Origin of the sequence: Corynebacterium sp. HMSC11D10, from assembly GCF_001806995.1 — a bacterium.
In the GTDB taxonomy this organism is placed as follows: Bacteria; Actinomycetota; Actinomycetes; order Mycobacteriales; family Mycobacteriaceae; genus Corynebacterium; species Corynebacterium coyleae.
In genome coordinates this window covers 22,175-38,627 of the sequence record NZ_KV787017.1, presented here as the reverse complement: position 1 = coordinate 38,627, position 16,453 = coordinate 22,175, and the positions used below count along the sequence as shown (strand labels likewise).

At 63.1% G+C, this 16,453-nt stretch carries 17 protein-coding genes; 12 read left to right on the top strand and 5 right to left on the bottom strand.

Annotated features, from left to right (window positions below):
- Positions 1-160: 160 nt before the first annotated feature.
- Positions 161-622 (top strand): ASCH domain-containing protein, encoded by a 462-nt coding sequence (locus HMPREF3120_RS00415; RefSeq protein ID WP_070449681.1) that lies wholly within the window; start codon positions 161-163, stop codon positions 620-622.
- A 35-nt stretch (positions 623-657) separates the two neighbouring features.
- On the opposite strand, the gene HMPREF3120_RS00410 is transcribed toward HMPREF3120_RS00415, so the two are convergent.
- Positions 658-1,164, bottom strand: a complete 507-nt coding sequence (locus HMPREF3120_RS00410) for a GNAT family N-acetyltransferase (RefSeq protein ID WP_070449676.1) — start codon at positions 1,162-1,164, stop codon at positions 658-660.
- Positions 1,157-2,191: an HAD family hydrolase gene (locus HMPREF3120_RS00405; protein ID WP_070449674.1), complete on the bottom strand. Its 1,035-nt coding sequence runs from the start codon at positions 2,189-2,191 to the stop codon at positions 1,157-1,159. The genes HMPREF3120_RS00410 and HMPREF3120_RS00405 overlap by 8 nt, the downstream gene beginning before the upstream one ends.
- An 85-nt stretch (positions 2,192-2,276) precedes the next feature.
- On the opposite strand from HMPREF3120_RS00405, the gene HMPREF3120_RS00400 reads away from it, so the two are divergent.
- The 10 genes from HMPREF3120_RS00400 (at position 2,277) to HMPREF3120_RS00355 (ending at position 13,781) form a co-directional block, all read left to right on the top strand.
- The gene (locus HMPREF3120_RS00400) at positions 2,277-2,513 is read left to right on the top strand and encodes a glutaredoxin family protein (RefSeq protein ID WP_070449672.1); all 237 of its coding nucleotides are present in this window, start codon (positions 2,277-2,279) and stop codon (positions 2,511-2,513) included.
- A 45-nt stretch (positions 2,514-2,558) separates the two neighbouring features.
- A complete protein-coding gene (locus HMPREF3120_RS00395; protein WP_083284703.1) occupies positions 2,559-3,884 on the top strand; it encodes a glutamyl-tRNA reductase in 1,326 nt (441 codons plus the stop codon).
- The gene (hemC, locus tag HMPREF3120_RS00390; RefSeq protein ID WP_070449667.1) at positions 3,885-4,766 is read left to right on the top strand and encodes a hydroxymethylbilane synthase; all 882 of its coding nucleotides are present in this window, start codon (positions 3,885-3,887) and stop codon (positions 4,764-4,766) included.
- 132 nt (positions 4,767-4,898) lie between these two features.
- Complete coding sequence (locus tag HMPREF3120_RS00385; protein ID WP_070449664.1) at positions 4,899-6,599, top strand: bifunctional uroporphyrinogen-III C-methyltransferase/uroporphyrinogen-III synthase; 1,701 nt, start codon at positions 4,899-4,901, stop codon at positions 6,597-6,599.
- A 42-nt stretch (positions 6,600-6,641) separates the two neighbouring features.
- The gene (gene hemB / locus HMPREF3120_RS00380) at positions 6,642-7,643 is read left to right on the top strand and encodes a porphobilinogen synthase (protein WP_371325692.1); all 1,002 of its coding nucleotides are present in this window, start codon (positions 6,642-6,644) and stop codon (positions 7,641-7,643) included.
- Positions 7,636-8,250, top strand: a complete 615-nt coding sequence (locus HMPREF3120_RS00375) for a hypothetical protein (RefSeq protein ID WP_070449662.1) — start codon at positions 7,636-7,638, stop codon at positions 8,248-8,250. Before hemB ends, HMPREF3120_RS00375 begins: the two co-directional genes overlap by 8 nt.
- A 7-nt stretch (positions 8,251-8,257) precedes the next feature.
- Positions 8,258-8,779: a hypothetical protein gene (locus tag HMPREF3120_RS00370; protein ID WP_070449659.1), complete on the top strand. Its 522-nt coding sequence runs from the start codon at positions 8,258-8,260 to the stop codon at positions 8,777-8,779.
- Complete coding sequence (locus tag HMPREF3120_RS00365) at positions 8,780-11,305, top strand: heavy metal translocating P-type ATPase (RefSeq protein WP_070449656.1); 2,526 nt, start codon at positions 8,780-8,782, stop codon at positions 11,303-11,305.
- A gap of 26 nt (positions 11,306-11,331) precedes the next feature.
- Positions 11,332-12,381 carry a uroporphyrinogen decarboxylase gene (gene hemE, locus HMPREF3120_RS00360; protein WP_070449654.1) on the top strand — a complete coding sequence of 350 codons (1,050 nt, stop codon included), beginning with the start codon at positions 11,332-11,334 and terminating at the stop codon, positions 12,379-12,381.
- Positions 12,381-13,781: a protoporphyrinogen oxidase gene (locus HMPREF3120_RS00355; RefSeq protein WP_070449651.1), complete on the top strand. Its 1,401-nt coding sequence runs from the start codon at positions 12,381-12,383 to the stop codon at positions 13,779-13,781. Before hemE ends, HMPREF3120_RS00355 begins: the two co-directional genes overlap by 1 nt.
- Here HMPREF3120_RS00355 and HMPREF3120_RS00350 read toward each other — a convergent pair.
- Both HMPREF3120_RS00350 and HMPREF3120_RS00345 read right to left on the bottom strand, forming a co-directional pair.
- Positions 13,778-14,200: a type II toxin-antitoxin system VapC family toxin gene (locus HMPREF3120_RS00350; protein ID WP_070449650.1), complete on the bottom strand. Its 423-nt coding sequence runs from the start codon at positions 14,198-14,200 to the stop codon at positions 13,778-13,780. The genes HMPREF3120_RS00355 and HMPREF3120_RS00350 overlap by 4 nt on opposite strands.
- Positions 14,197-14,511 carry a FitA-like ribbon-helix-helix domain-containing protein gene (locus tag HMPREF3120_RS00345; RefSeq protein ID WP_141739316.1) on the bottom strand — a complete coding sequence of 105 codons (315 nt, stop codon included), beginning with the start codon at positions 14,509-14,511 and terminating at the stop codon, positions 14,197-14,199. The genes HMPREF3120_RS00350 and HMPREF3120_RS00345 overlap by 4 nt, the downstream gene beginning before the upstream one ends.
- A gap of 100 nt (positions 14,512-14,611) precedes the next feature.
- Here HMPREF3120_RS00345 and HMPREF3120_RS00340 point away from each other — a divergent pair, with 100 nt between their 5' ends.
- Entirely contained in the window at positions 14,612-15,430 is an 819-nt protein-coding gene (locus HMPREF3120_RS00340; protein ID WP_083284702.1) for a DedA family protein, read from the top strand.
- A 178-nt stretch (positions 15,431-15,608) separates the two neighbouring features.
- Here the strand turns inward: HMPREF3120_RS00340 and HMPREF3120_RS00335 are convergent, their stop codons facing one another.
- Entirely contained in the window at positions 15,609-16,445 is an 837-nt protein-coding gene (locus HMPREF3120_RS00335; RefSeq protein WP_070449647.1) for an NAD(P)-dependent oxidoreductase, read from the bottom strand.
- Positions 16,446-16,453: the final 8 nt, after the last annotated feature.

Here is a 16,453-nt window from a genome sequence, read left to right as displayed (position 1 = left end):
AACGAACACCATGGTCAACAAGGAGCTCATCGTCTGGTTCCACAACCACAGAGCTAGACGATCAGCGGAAAACGACTGTCCAGGATTGCGGAAACCCAAAACTACGAGGCATAACAGTGCGACACCAAGGACGGTGAGCCTCGCTGCCTAATATGAACGTATGAATCGGGATGCTTTAGAGCCCATTTCGGAGTTGCCTCGTGGCGAGTTCGCCTTTCCAGGCCCGCTCCGTGACGCTCTTGTCAACGCCATCCTGGACGGCACGAAAACTGCGACAGCATCCTTGCTGGCTGAATACCCCAACGACTATCAGCCGCATGAGGAAGTGGGTGCCCTCGAGGCCGTCCTTGACTCACATGACAACGTGGTGTGCGTCATCCGCACGACTGAGGTTCAGATTTACCGGTTGGCGGACGTGAGCGACGAGCATGCCATCGCCGAGGGGGAGGGCTACGCCGACGCAAACGAATGGCGCATTGGGCATGAGCAGTATTGGCGCTCGCCAGAGTTTGTGGAGTACATCGGGGAGCTTGGTATTCACGACAACACCCAGGTGGTGTGCCAACGCTTTACCGTTGATGCACGATACCCGATCAGGGCATTGGAGCCGTGGCGCGGCTGAGGCCACACAGCCCGAACCAACGCCGGCTTTCCCAGCTAGGAAAGCCGGTACACCTCGTAGTCGCCGGGAACGCCCGCTCCGGGAACATACGCAAGTCCGAGCCTCAAAGCTAGGCCAATCGATGCCTCATTCACAGGGTCGATGATGGCGATGACGGGGAGCGACGGGAAGCGCTCGCGGGCGCTGGCAATCGCAGCGGCCGCGGCTTCCTTGGCGTAGCCCTGGCCCTGCGATTCTGGTGCGAATCGGTAGTAGAGGTTCAGGACTTCTTCGCTGGCTTCCTCGCTGTGCCGTACCCCGGTAAAGCCGATGGTCGCGCCGTCGAGGGTGCGTACCGTGTAGTAGCCCAACTGCTGCTCAGCCCAATTGTTCTGCCACGAGCGCGCAAGCTCGACAGCCTCATCGCGGGTCTTCATTGTCAGCTCGGGGCGGTGCTCGTAGGTGCGGGGATCTGAGTGGATGGCAAAGATGGCGTCGATATCCGCATCCGTCGGTACCGACAACTCAAGCCGCGGGGTGCGCAGGGCAAACGCATCAGGCATGGTGAGTCCTTTCCTGCCGCTTGTTCCACAGGTGCCACAGCGAGAACGCTCCCGCAGCGCCCAACACCGGCAGGGCGGACATGCGTACGGCGCGGCGCACGGAGCGGTAGTCGCGGATAGCCCAGCCTTGGGCTTTCGCGTGGCGGCGCAGTGCGCGGTCCGGGTTTACCGCGACGGGGGAGCCGACCATCTCCAGCATGGGGAGGTCGTTGATGCTGTCGGAGTAGGCGGTGCACTGCTTCAGGTCGAGCTGCTGCAGCGCGGCCAGGGCGGCCACGGCGTGTTTCTTGCCGGGGCCGTGGAGGATGTCGCCGACGAGGCGGCCGGTGAACTTGCCGTCCTCTTCTTCGGCCACGGTGCCCAGTGCGCCGGTGAACCCAAGAGTTTCCGCAAGTGCTTGGCCGATCTGGACCGGGGTGGCGGAAACCAACCAGACTTGTTGGCCGGCGGCGAGGTGCATGGAGGCCAGTTCGATGACGTCTGAGTAGGACTTGTTGAGCATCTGCTTGTCGACGATCTCCTGGCAGGCCTCCTTGAGCTCGTCGACACGTTTGCCTTTGACCACGGCAAGGGCCTGCTCGCGGCCTTCGGCGATGTCGTCGGCGTTTTCGGAGCCGGAGACACGGAAACGGATCTGCTTCCACAGGGCTGGGGCGAGTTCGCGCAGGGTGATGAAGCGTTTCTTAAACAGGCCCTGGGCAAGCAGGATTAGCGACGAGCCTTGGATGAGGGTGTTGTCGATGTCAAAGAACGCGGCTGCCTCGAGATCCTGTGGGATTTCGGGGTCTGGCGGAGTGATTTTTTGCCGGCCGGCGGTTTTAAAGGCGCCGCCGACAGAGTCGACGCCGAGGGCGAAGTCTTGGATGTTGATGCCAAAGGTTTCTTCAACGGCGGCAGCGGCGGCGGCTTGGCCGGCGGTGCGCTGGGCGTCGTCGTCAAGCGGGGGCAGTGCAAGGTCCTCAAGGAAGCGGCGGAGGTTTCCTTGAGAGACTGACCATTGTGCGAGGAATTCCCGCTGTTCTGACATGGCGATCGTGACTCTTTCGGTGGCGGTGTTAGCGTGAGCAATCGTACAACGGCGAGCGCCGCAGACACGATGTAGAGGAGTTCGGATGAAGACGGTGGAGTTGATGGTGCGGTCCACGTGCGGTTCGTGCGAGCGGGTGGCGGCGCAGATTGCTCCGGTGGTGGAGAAGTGTGGCGCGGAGCTAGTGCTTGTCGACGTCGACCTGGACCCCGACAACGCTGCCGAATACGGCGATCGCGTGCCGGTTGTCGTCATTGACGGCGAGGAGCTTGCCTGCTGGGAAGTGGACAACGCAGACCTTGAGGCGGCGCTCCTCGCGTAAGGGGCTATCCTTTAGTTTGATTTCCAACGCGGACTGGAGGGTTTTGTGAGTGTTCTTGTCGTGGGGATGTCGCATAGGTCTGCACCTGTGTCCCTACTAGAACGTCTCAGCATGGATACGGAGCTGCAGGAGGGGACGTCCGCGGCTCTTGTTGAGCGGCCTTCGTTGTCCGAGGCGATGATTATCTCCACCTGCAACCGTCTCGAGGTGTACGCGGTGGCCAACGCGTTCCACGCTGGTGTGGAGGACGTGTTGACGGTGCTGACGAAGGTGTCTGGGGTGGGCATCGAGGAGCTGCGTCGCTACCTGTACGTGCGGTACGCGGATGCTGCTGCGGAGCACATGTTTACTGTGGCGTCGGGTTTGGATTCGATGGTTGTGGGGGAGCAGCAGATCATCGGCCAGGTGCGTACGGCGTATGTGGATGCAGCGGAGCGTGGCACGGTTGGGCCGAATCTGCATTCGTTGGCGCAGATGGCGCTGCATACCGGTAAGCGTGTGCACACTGAGACCACTATCGACGACTCGGGCGCGTCCATGGTTACCGCCGCCTTGGATGAGGCGATGGGGCTGATGGGGATTGAAGACTTCAAGGGGAAGAAAGCTCTGGTGTTGGGGGCTGGCGCGATGAGTTCGCTGGCGGCGACGCACCTGGGCAAGCGCGACATTGACGGGTTGGTGATTGCCAACCGCACGCGCGACCGCGCCGAGCGCCTTGCTGGACATTCCCGCGAGGCGGGCGTGCCGGCGGAGGTTGTGGACTTTGAAGACCGCTCGCACGCGATGGGTGGGGTGGACATTGTGGTGTCCGCGACGGCGGCTGACGGCTTCACCATTACGCCGGAGGACATTGCGGGTCCGGTGATGCTGGCGGACCTGTCGTTGCCGCGCGATATCGACGACGCGGTCACTGACATCGACGGCGTGCACCTGGTCAACATCGAGTATCTGCACGAGCAGATGCGTAACACGGCCAACGAGGATTCCTGTGCGTTGCGCGAGGCAGAGGCGATTATCGACGAGGAAGTGAAACTGTTTTCCTCCGAGCAGCGGGTGCGTGGGGTGGCCCCGGCGGTGACGAGGCTTCGCAGAAACGCTGCGGAGATCTCTGGTCAGGAGCTGCAGAAACTTCGCACCCGGCTTCCGGATATGTCTGAGGAAGATTTTGAGCAGGTTGAGCGCACGGTCCGTAGGGTCGTGGACAAGCTGCTGCACGCGCCGACGGTGAAGATTAAGGAACTTGCGGCGGCGCAGGAGACAGTGAGTGTGGAAGAGGTAGTGACCGAACTGTTCGGGCTGGATCAGCCGGCGGTGTCGGTGGAGGCGCAGCGTCTCCCGCTGCCTGAGGAACTGCGCGGTAAGGAGAAGTAAATGTTGAAGATTGGTACTCGTGGTTCACACTTGGCGACGACACAGGCGGGCCATGTCCGCGACGACCTTGGCGCGGTTGGCCACCCGGCTGAGTTGAAAATCGTGGTCACCCCGGGCGACCTGTCGCAGGCGCCGGTGGAGCGCATTGGCGTCGGTGTGTTCACTTCCGCGCTGCGCGACGCGCTGTTTAATGGCGAGGTGGATGTTGCGGTCCACTCGTTTAAGGACTTGCCCACGGCGTACGAGCCGCGTTCCTATCTCATCGTGCCCAAGCGTGAGGACAACCGCGAGGCGCTCATCGCCCGCGATGGGCTGACGCTGGCGGAGCTGCCGGAAGGTGCCCGCGTGGGCACATCGGCACCTCGTCGTATTTCCCAGCTGCGCGCGATGCGTCCGGACCTGGACATTCGTCCGTTGCGTGGCAACATTGAGCGCCGCATGGGCTACGTCGAATCTGGCGAGTTGGACGCGATCATGCTCGCGTACGCAGGCTTGGTGCGCGGTGGCTACGGCGACCGGGCGACCCAGATCTTCGACCCGCACGAGTTCATCCCGGCGCCCGCCCAGGGTGCGCTTGCGGTCGAGTGCCGTGTCGACGATGCGGCTGGCCGCGAAGCAATCGCGAAACTTATCGACGACACCGCAACCGCCGAGGCCCGCGCCGAGCGCACCGTACTTGCCGTACTCGAGGCCGGCTGCACCGCGCCGGTGGCGGCAACCGCGCGTGCGACGGAGAACGGCATCGAGCTGCGTGCCGGTGTGTTTGCGCTGGATGGGTCCCGTTCCCTCGTGGAAGATGTCCAGGGTACGGACCCGGAGGAGATCGGTCGACGCGCTGCTGAGGCGTTGCTTGAACGCGGTGCCGCCGACGTTATGAAGTAGCGGTGGTTTTGTTCTGGGGCATATCCCTTTTATGGTGTAAATACCATACGTTCACACCCCTCCGCGCAACGGGTCGCTTAAGTGGATCCGTCTGCGTGGGGGATGTTATTTGTGCCTAGAAGAGATTCCTCTATGACATTGCCCTCTCACACCCCCCAGCCGGGGAAGGTGATCTTCGTGGGTGCCGGACCGGGCAACCCTGAACTGCTCACGGTCCGTGCCCGCGAGGTGATGGAAGCTAACGCTATCGCACTCGTCGATCCGGAAGTGTCGGCGGGGGTCAGAAACTTCGTTGGCTCAGCATTGCCAGTGCCACAGGCCAAGCTCGACGAGGCGAAAGCCGTCTACGAGCAGATGTGCGCCGACGCGAAGGCGGCGGGTGCGCGCCGTAAGCCGCCGAAGCCGGAAGATCCGACGGCGGCGGAGCTCCAGGAGTGCGACCTGGCAGGTGAGGGCATTGTGCCGAAGCTGCGCGAGGCGCTCGACGCGGCAGCGAAGTCTATCGAGGACGGCGAGGCAGGCGATGGTGACGTGATCCGTCTGGTCGCCGGCAATCCGCTGACCCGTGATGCTGTGATGGAGGAGATCTCCGCCGTTGCAGACGCTGGCCTGGAGTTCCACGTGGTGCCGGGCATGTCCTTGCCGTCGACGGTGCCGTCCTTCGCTGGCATTGCGTTGGGTTCGACCTACACCGAGGCTGACCTGACCAACGGTCCGGTGGACTGGGATCAGTTGGCGTCTGCGCCGCAACCGTTGGTGTTCCAGGCCACCCAGGAGCACCTCGCGGAGATGGCAGAAGCGCTTATGGAGCGCGGTTTCCAAGGCGCCACTCCGGTGACGATTACGACGAACGGAACGACGCGTCTGCAGCGCACGTTTGATGCCACGTTGCAGACGGTGGGCAAGTTGGATGCGGATCTGTCGGGTGCGCTCGTCGTTACGCTTGGCACTGTTGCGGACGACCGCTCGAAGTACTCCTGGTGGGAAAACCGGCCGTTGTATGGCTGGCGCGTGCTTGTGCCGCGTGCGAAGGAGCAGGCTGGCCCGATGAACGCCCGCCTGACGCAGTACGGGGCGATCCCGCAGTCGGTGCCGACGATTTCGCTCGAGCCACCGCGCAACCCGGCACAGATGGACCGCGCGATCAAGGGCATTGTGGAGGGACGCTACCGCTGGGTGCTGTTTACCTCTGTTAATGCCGTTGATGCGGTGTGGGACAAGTTCGAGGAGCTTGGTCTGGACGCCCGCTCGTTTGCCGGCGTGCACCTGGGCGCAGTGGGGCAGAAGACCGCTGATGCGCTGCGTGCCCGTGGCATGTACCCGGAGCTGATCCCGCACCGTACAAAGCAGAACGCTGCTGGTCTGGCAGAGATCTTCCCGGAGTATGTCGAGGATATCGACCCGGTTGGCCGTGTGCTGCTGCCGCGCGCGGACCTGGGCTCCGATGTCCTGGTCGATGGCCTGGAGGCCAAGGGGTGGGAGGTCGACGACGTTGTCGCCTACCGCACCGTGCGTGCTGCTCCGCCACCGCCGGAGACGCGCGACATGATCAAGACTGGCGGGTTCGATGCCGTGTGCTTCACCTCCCCGTCGACGGTGAAGAACCTTGTGGGTATTGCCGGCAAGCCGCACGCGCGCACCATCATCGCCTGCATTGGCCCGGTGACTGAGACAGAAGCCCGCGAGCAGGGCTTGCGTGTGGACGTCGTCCCGGAGGTCGCCGATATCCCGTCGCTCATTGACGCCTTGGCAGAGCACGTTGCTGGCCTGCGTGCGGCTGGGCAGTTGCCGCCGCCGCGCAAGAAGCGCCGGAAGTCGGCAGCGAGCAACTAGCACGGCTGGGGTCGTGTCGGGTGACGTTCTAAGATGTGGCGCATGGCAGATTTTGAGCTCACCCGACGACCACGGCGCTTGCGGCAGAACCCCGCATTGCGCACCCTGACGGCGGAGACGAGGCTGCACCCGGCCGACTTCATCCTCCCGCTGTTTATCGCAGACGGCCTTGATGCGCCGCGCGAGATTGCCTCCATGCCGGGGGTGTACCAGCACACCGAGGATTCCCTGAAGGCAATTTGCCACGAGGCGCTTGAGGCTGGTGTGCGGGCGATCGACCTGTTTGGTGTGCCGCTTGAAGCGGATAAGGACGCCACAGGCTCCATCGGTGTTGCGGAAGATGGCATTTTGAACCGCGGGATCAAGGCGCTTCGCGACGAATTCGGCGACGACCTGGTCATCATTTCCGATACGTGCCTTGATGAGTTCACCGATCACGGCCACTGTGGTGTGCTGCGTACCGATGCACACGGCAACGAGATCGTGGACAACGACAAGACGGTTGAAATCTACTGCGACCTCGCCCTGTCCCAGGCGCGCGCTGGCGCACACATGGTCAGCCCGTCCGGCATGATGGACGGCCAGATCGGCGAGATCCGTAAGGCACTCGACCGCGAGGGCTTTGAGGACGTCATCATCATGGCGTACTCCGCGAAGTATGCCTCCAAGTTCTTTGGTCCGTTCCGCGATGCTGTCGGCTCGTCGCTGAAGGGCGATCGCCGCACCTACCAACAGGATCCCGCAAACGTGCGCGAGTCCCTTTTGGAGACCGAACTGGACATCGCCGAAGGCGCAGATATTGTCATGGTCAAGCCGGCCTTGCCGTACCTGGACGTGCTGGCCAAGGTGGCAGAAATGTCGCCAGTGCCGGTGGCGGCCTACCAGGTCTCCGGCGAGTACGCGATGCTCAAGGCAGCAGGCGTGAACGGTTGGATCGACTTCGAAGAGACCATGATGGAGTCGCTGGTATCCATTAAACGCGCTGGTGCGGACCAGATTCTGACCTACTACGCCATCGAAGCAGCAAAGCAGCTCAATGGTTAGCCTCCCGCCACTCAACCCGAAGAGTCCCAGCCACGTCGACGCCAGCGCCGTGGACAAGAAGACGCCGGGCGGCCCGCCGGAGGCCGTGCAGTTGATGCTGCGGTGCTGGGCAGTGATGATCGCAGGCGAGTTAATCCACCAGATTCTCTCCGTCGTATTCGCGTTCGTCGACCCGTCCGCGCTGCGGGACGCCGCCAAGCAACAAGCTAAGCAGCGTGGCGAGGAAATCTCGGACGGCCTAATCAACATGGGCGTCTACGGATCCCTGATCCTCATGACACTCATCCAGTTGGGTGTGCTGCTGTTGTTCGTGTTCGCGCTGCGCGCCGTGCGGAACAAAAGCTCCCAGGCTGGTAACGCGTACCGGCTGCTGCAGATTTTCGGTGTGTTCTTCGCCCTCCGCATGATCACGCTGTTCATGATGCAGCCCGCCTCCACCGCCATACCGGTGGTGTTCTACGGCATCGACGGTGTCGTCCAAATCATTCTGGGTGTGGCCGGCATTCTGGGCATCATCTACTCCACGGACAAAGACGCCGTGAACTGGGTAGCGCCCAAGAAGGATGGGTCGAAGAAAGACGCAGCCAAGACAGAGAAGGAACAGTAGGTCCCCAATGGCAGGCATGTTCCCCACGATGGTCTCCGACCCGAATGACAAGAACCGTAGGTACAGCGGCGAGGCCACTGAGCAGTGGCCCCGACCGCTACGTACCGCCTACTACCTGGTGGTTGCCAGTGCGGTGTTGATGATCGTCATCGGGCTGATGACCCTGGTCAAGGGCGTGCCTGGCCGGCTGCCGGATACCTGGATGATCGAAGGTGCCGACGAAGCATTGATCGAACGTTTCCGGTTCAATCTGCGCATCTTGGCGTGGGGCAACATCGCCTTGGCCATCCTGCTGTCGATGAGTGCGGCCTACTTCCATAAAGGGTCGAAGACTGCGCGAAGGATTGCAGCCGCAGGCATTGGGGCAACTGTGTTCCTCAACGTTGCCGGCTTCTTCATCGGCGTGGCTGGCTGGGCCTCCATCGTGGTGGTTGTCCTGCTTGTCGCAGCCCTGTTTGGGATGTTCCGGCCGGCGGCGAATGTGTTCGTCGATACGCGAAGTGGCGACCTGTGGAGGGGAGTTGCGTAAGTGAGCAACCACGAACACCTGGACAATTGCATCGAGGAAGCCCGCCACGCCGCACGCCAAGCAGGCATTGACCCGGGCACTGCGACGTGGGATCTGGACGGGGAACTTGTCCGCCCCAACGCCTCCTACGCCTTCGAGCTGGAGGGTATTGAGGACGGGCCCCAACTGACCGACATCGCCGAAGCACTTGAGGCGCTGCCAGGTGTGTCGGCGCGCTTGGTGTACCCGACGAAGATGGCGTGGGTCACCGCACCGGCAAGTACGCCGCTTGTGGAGCTCACCGACACCATCGAACGCTTCGGCGTCACCGCAACCGTGACCGACTCGACCCTGCAGCGTCGCGCACACGGCCGCTACTGGCAGGAACACCCGATGCCGCGCCGGGCGAAGCATCGTCGCAACGAAGAGGCGAACCTGATCGCCCGTGCGCAAGGGTTTGTGCGTCCGGTGTCGCGGCGCTCCCGCCGTGAAGGCGACGTGCTGTTTACCGCCCGCGACCTAGTCACACCGACGCGCCTTGTGGTGGCGGTGCTGCTGACCATCCCGGTGCTGCTACTCACCTACATCCCGTCCCTGGATTTTCCGGGCTGGCAGTGGGTGTGCTTTGCGCTAGCAACTCCGGTGGCCCTGTGGTGCGCATCCCCGTTCCACCGCGCCATGGCAGGTGGTGTGCGCCGGGGCATCTCGGCGCTAGACGGCGCGAGTTCGATTGCCATTTTGGCGTCCTACGTGTGGTCGTTTGCCATGCTGCTGTTTACCAGCGTCGGCGACATCGGCTACACCACCACCGGCAGCTGGATGCCACTGCGCATGTCAGACAGCCCCGAGCTGTATTTCGAAGTGTCCTGCACCGTGACCACGCTGCTGCTATTCGGCAGGTACTTCTCCATGCAGGTGCGCACCGATCTGCGCGAGGAACTCGAATCCCGCAGGCCCGGCGCTGAGGACGTCTACAACGTGGATCACCGCGACAAACGCGGCACACCCAGCCCCGAAGAGTTGCCTGCAACAGAGATCAGGCGTGGCGACGACGTCACGCTCACCGCGGGCCACATCATCCCAGTCGATGGGGAAGTGGTTGGTGGTTCCGGCCGGATTGGTGGGGAGCTCGTCGATACGCACCGCGACCAAATCCTCAAAGTCGGCTCGATCGTCACCGCCGGCTCGGTGCTCGCCTCGGGCGAGATCAAAGTCCGCGCCGCGCGCGTCGGCCACACCACACTGCTTGCGGCGGTGCAGCGCTGGCTTGACGACGCCTCACGTCACCAAAACGCAGCCACCATGGTCTCGACTCGCTCCGCGGGCCTGCTGATCCCAACCGCCTATGTCATCGCGGTGCTCAACTTCGGACTCTGGCTGCTGTTTAACGGCAACATCAACACGGCCGCTGCGACGTCGCTGGCCATCCTGGTCGTCGTCGCACCCGTGAGTTTGGCCATCTCACCTGCACTTGCCATGCGCCAAGGCTTGGACTCTGCCGTGCGCCACGGCATGCTTGTGCGCGACGGCAACGCGCTTCGCACCCTGGCCGACACCGACATGGTCGTCTTCAACCGTGTGGGCACCCTGGTCAAACCGGAAATGCATGTGGAAACCGTCACCGCAGTACGTGGCGAAAGCACTGAACTGGTGCTGCGCATCGCCGGCGTCCTGTCTGCCGACTCGGACCACCCGGCCTCCAAAGCGATTGTGAAAGCAGCACGAGGAGCACGCGACGCCCGCTCCGGCGACCCACGCATCCCAGACTGGATCGAAGCCAACGGCGACACCTTCTCACCGGACGGCGAATTCGGTGGACCAATTACCGCAACGTGGGGCACTGGTGAAAACGCACGCTCCGAAACGTTTGCGGCATCGCTGTGGCGCCCCACCAACCTGTCGCAACTCCACGGCAAACTCTCCGTCGCCGCCACGACTGGCGGCACACCCGTCGTCGTGCGGTGGGGTGGACGTGACCGCGGCGTGATCACGCTGTACGACCCCGCTAAAGACGACGCCATCCAGGCCATCGACCGCCTGGAATCCATGGGTGTGGAAACCGTCATGCTCACCCGCGACACCTACCCGGTGGCGCGCCGGTTCGCAGACTTCCTCGGCATCTCCCAAGTGCTTGCCGGCATTCACGGACTGGACAAACCCCATGCTGTGCGTGCACTGCACACACAAGGTTCCAACGTTGCCATGGTCGGCGACGCCTCCGTCCTGCCCACCCTGCGCGTCGCCGACTCCGGCATCCTCTTCGCCGAAGACGACCTCGCCGGCACCAAAGAGCCACGCTGGAGCGACGACGCCGAAGTCGTCCTCATCCGCGAAGACGTCATGTCCGTGCCCCAACTCATCGAGCACGCCCAACGCGTTAAACGCATCGCCAACAGCAACCTCGCCTTCGCCGTTGCGTACAACGCCACCGCAGTCGTCCTCGCCGCCGCCGGAGCCCTACCGCCCGTCGGTGCGACACTGCTCATGCTGGGCAGCTCCCTGTTCATCGAGGCGAAGTCGCGCCGGGCACGCCGGTTCAAGATCTAGGCTTTTCGCAGGTAGGCTAAGGCACTATGACTAAACGCGACCTTGCAAATGCCCCGTTCATCGAGGCCGCCTACGGCCGTACTCCGTCCCGCACCCCGGTGTGGTTCATGCGCCAGGCTGGCCGCTCCTTGCCGGAGTACCGCAAGGTGCGAGAGGGCATCCCGATGCTGGATTCGTGCTTCATGCCGGAACTGCTCGCGGAGATCACGCTGCAGCCGGTGCGCCGCCACGACATGGACGCCGCAATTTTGTTCTCTGACATTGTGGTGCCACTGAAGGCAGCGGGTGTTGGGGTGGAGATCGTGCCGGGAACGGGCCCGGTGCTGGACGCTCCGATTCGCTCCCGTGCGGACGTAGACAACCTGCCGATCCTGGACCACACCGTGGAGGAAGTCGCCGAGGGGATCCGCATTATTCTCGACGAACTGAGCGACACCCAGGCCCTCATCGGCTTCGTAGGCGCGCCGTTCACTCTGGCCAGCTACCTCATCGAAGGCGGGCCGAGCAAGAACCACGAGAAGACCAAGGCGATGATGCACGGCGATCCGGAAACGTGGCACGCGCTCATGCGCCGCCTCGTGCCGACGATCACCGAGTTCCTCCGCACGCAGGTCGAGGCGGGCATCGACGCGATGCAACTTTTCGACTCCTGGGCGGGCTTCCTCACCGAAGCCGACTACCGCGAGTTTGTCCTGCCGTACTCGGTTGAAATCCTGGATTCAGTGGCGGGAGAGATCCCGCGCATCCACTTCGGTGTGGCCACCGGCGAGCTGCTCGGCGCCATGTCTGAGGCTGGCAGCGAGGTCATGGGCGTGGACTGGCGCGTGCCGCTGGACACCGCCGCGAAGCGTTTCGCCTCCCCGCGCGTGCTGCAGGGCAACCTGGACCCGGCGCTGCTGTTCGCCGGCACCGATGTCGCGCGCGAGGAGATCGCCCGCATCAAGAACGAGGCCGCCCGCGCGGTCGAAGCGGGGGATGCCACCGGACACATCTTCAACCTGGGCCACGGCGTCCTGCCGACCACCGATGCGGACGCCATCACTGAGGCAGTGCGCATCATCCACGAGGAGAATTAATGAACATCGCCATTATCGGCGCAGGCCTTGCGGGCCTGACTGCCGCCTACGAGCTTCGTAAACTCAGCTCGAACGAGGACACGGACGAGGCGAAAATCGACGTCTACGAAGCCACTGACCGCATCGGCGGCAAGCTCTACACCGTCGCGTTCGAGGCTGGCCCGACCGATATGGGCGCCGAGGCATTCCTCGCACGCCGCAAGGACGCAGTCGAGTTCTTCACCGAGTTGGGTCTTGGTGATTCGCTGGTCGAGCCGTCCGGGTTGCGCTCCCTGATCTGGTCCGGCGGCGAGGCCCGCGGTCTGCCTACCGGCGGCGTGATGGGTATCCCGTCTACCTCCGAAACGGTTGCGCACTTGGTCAGCGCCGAAACCGCAGCGCGTATCGACGACGAAGCTAACCGCGAAGGCTTCACCTGGGACACCGACGGGGACATGAACGTCGGCAAACTTGTGCGCGAGCGCTACGGCGACGAAGTCGTCGACGTGATCCTGTCCTCCCTGCTTGGCGGGGTGTACTCCTGCACCGCCGACGACCTGGGCGTGCGCGCCACCATCCCACAACTGGCGGAAGAATTCGACCGTCTCGCCGCAGCCGGCGACGGGAAGGTGCACCTGTCCACCGCCGTAGCCAACCTGGAGCGCTCTCGCGCGGAGCTGCCCACCGGCCAGGGCGCGGTCTTTAACACGTTCCGCGACGGCTACCACGAACTCTACGAAGCCCTCGCAGAGCAGTCTGGGGCGGACATCTACATCGACGCGTTCATCTCGGAGATTCACCGCGAAGGCAACGGCTTCCGCCTCAAGGGCGGCGAGGACACCGTCTACGACCACATCATCCTCGCCGTACCCGCACCAACCGCGGCGCTGCTGCTCAAGGAAGTCGCCCCAGAGGCGGCGCAGGAGCTGCAGTCGGTGAAGTTGGCCAACTCGGCAGTCGTCGGCATGCGGTTTGCCACCGACGAGGGCCTGCCGCAGAACTCGGGCGTGCTCGTTGCCACCGGTGCCGACGACGTGAAGGCAAAGGCGTTCACCTTCTCCTCGCGTAAATGGCCGCACCTTGCCGAACGCGGCGGCGCCATCGTGCGCGCAAGCTTCGGCCGCTTCGGCGACAACATCGCCCTGACCGCCACCGAAGACGACCTGGTGGACTGGGCGCTCGACGACCTGAAAACCATCACCGGCTTCGACGGCCGCGAGGCCGGCTTGGAAGAGATCTTCGTCCACCGCTGGTTCGGGGGCTTGCCGCGTTTCGACGAACACCCCCTCGCCACCGTGGCCAACGTCCGAAACATCATCGACAAGGTGGACGGCATCTCAGTCACTGGCGCCTGGGCGAGTGGCGTGGGTGTGCCGGCGGTTGTGGCGGACGCGCGTGTCGTCGCCAAGCAACTGCTTTAGGCATCCTCCCAGGGGTCGACGACCGTAACACCCGTACCCTCAAAATCCTTGAGGTTACGGGTGGCAAGCGAGGCATCGTGGGCGCGACAAATCGCGGCGATCATCGCATCGGCGTCATGGATCGGGCGACCCATCCTTTTTCGCTCCACGACGATTTCGCCGAATGCCCAGGCAGCGTCTGTATCAAAAGCAAGGACACCGTTGCGCTGCTCGAAATTAGACAATTGCCAGAAGACAACGTGCTGAATTTCGTTCCGTCGGGCACCTGACGGCAAACTCCGAACGCCTCGGACAATCTCGCCGACTGTAATGGAAGTAATGCACTGCTTCGGGTCTGTGGTGGCTGCCCATCGTTTGACGTTTTCGTGCGGAGCCTTCCGGCAAAGCTCTGAAACAACGTTCGTATCAAGGATGATCATGATTGACCGCCGCGACGGGCAGTGACCATTTCATCCATAACACCGGCGAGGTCATCCATACCTCCCACCTCTTGGGAGAGCTCGAAAAGCTCCAAGCCAGCCTTTACAGGTCGGACTGCTTCTTCCAGAATATGACGTACCTCTGCCTCCATAGACCGTCCATTCATACTGGCCTGAAGTTTGATCTTGTGGCGCACTCTCTCGTCGACGCCACGGATAGTCAACGTTACGGTCTTCTCTGGCTTTTCAGCGACTATGGTCTCAGACCGACGCGTGATGCGCGTCGCTTTGCTTTTTTGGATAGCGCCCATGCTGCCTCCTTACGATCCAAATTATGCTGTCAAAATGCTAGCACCGATGGGCGATGTGTGGCTAGGGGCAAATGTGGGTTCTCCGCTAGGTTGATCACCTATGGAAGAACACGCCAACGAGCGCGACACCGCCGAATTTGCCGAAGCCGCCGAAGCTGCCGGCGCTGCTGGTGCCGCAGCACCCACCGAACCCGCCGAGAAGGAATGGTGGGAAGAAGAAGGCCTGCCCTGGAACGGCAAGCCCACCAAAGCCGACTACTGGTGCCTGGCCTGGTTTGGCTTCGTCGGTATCTTCGGCCTGGCGATGATCCCGCTGCGTGCATGGCTGCTCGGGCTGCACCCACCGGTCCTGCTGGCACTGACCGGCTCGCGCGTCGGCGCCGCCTCCACCGGTGCGCTCGCCGCGGTGGGGGAGGCGCCCCACTGGCTGATCTACCTGCTCATCGGGTCCTTGGTGAATATCAAGTTCGACTGGATCTACTGGTGGGCCGGCAAACTCTGGGGTCGCGGCATCCTGGACGTGCAGGCGGCGAACTCGAAACGCGCGGCGAAGAACATCGCGCGCGTGGAAGGGTGGGCGATCAAGCTCGGCTGGATCGGTATCTTCCTGGCGTACGTGCCCATTCCGTTGCCGATCGCATTTGTGGTGTTCGTGTTCATGGGCATCTCGGGTATGCCGTTGTGGAAGTTCATGGTGCTGAACTTCATCTCCAAAACCCTCTGGTCGTTCCTCTACCTTGGACTGGGCTGGTGGATCGGTGAGCCGGTCGTGGAGGTCCTGGACCAGTACGCCAAGGTGGCCAACTGGGTTGCAATTGCGCTGTTGGTCGTGGTGTTTTTCGGTATCTTCCGCAACCAGTCGAAGAAGAAAGGGCGCGCCGTCGAGGCCGTGGGCAACGAGCTCGAGGCAGGCAAGTAGCGAAAATGGTCGCCAACGCAAAATAGTTCCACGCTCCCGGTTGGGGCGTGGAACTATTTTCGTTCTGGTTGCCGTCTTCCCTGGGGAAAGTGAATCTTCTTGCCTGTCGGGGTGAAGAAAGTTCCCTGAGCGGGAACTTTCTTAGAAGAGGGGCTGAGGGAGAGGCAGGGCCAACCCCCTACCGGTTGACCACGACGGTGGAGAAGTCCTCGTCGCCGCGGCCGGCCTCCTGCTGCTCCTCCAGGGAGGCAAGCGCTGCGGCGACGGCCGGCAGGTCCTTGTCGGCGGTGGCCAGCATGAGGCGGGCGTCCTTGGCGATGGCGTCGGCGGTGAAGTCGCCAGGCGAAGTGGAGCGCTCACCCAGAAGGAACGGGCTCTTCATGTTCACGATGAACTCGAGGCCGGTCGAGCCGAGCATGTCCACAACCTGCTCCGGGGCCAGGCCCTGCGACTCGCCCAAAACCAACGCCTCCTTGAAGCCCTGGATGGTCACGGCCAACGCCAGGTTTGCCAAGAGCTTGCCGGTGGCGGCGGCTGGGGCCGAATCGACAACCTTCAAACGCTCCGGGTTGGCGGCGGCCCAGGGGGCGACGACGTCGGCGACGGTGGATCGTCGAGAAGCATCGGCTCCGCCGACGTAGACGCCCAACTTGCCTGCGCGGGCGGGCGGCAGCGAGCCGACCACCGGGGTGTGGACGTAGCCGGGGACGGCAGCGGCGAACTCGGCGGCGTCCTCCGGGGAGATCGTGGTGGAGTCGGCCCAGGTCACGCCCTCGGGGATGAGGGACGGTTCGATGACAACCTCACGGACGGTGTCCGGGCCGAACAACGACGTAATGACAAGGTCCGCGCCCTTGACGGCCTCCTCCGGCGTCTCGGCGGCACGCGCGCCACGTTCGACCAGGGGAGTGGTCTTTTCGGCGGTGCGGTTCCACACGGTCAGCGAGTGGTCGTCGACAAGTTTGAGCGCGAGCTCAGTTCCCATACGGCCAAGGCCTAAAAACGCAATTTTCATATGGCCTA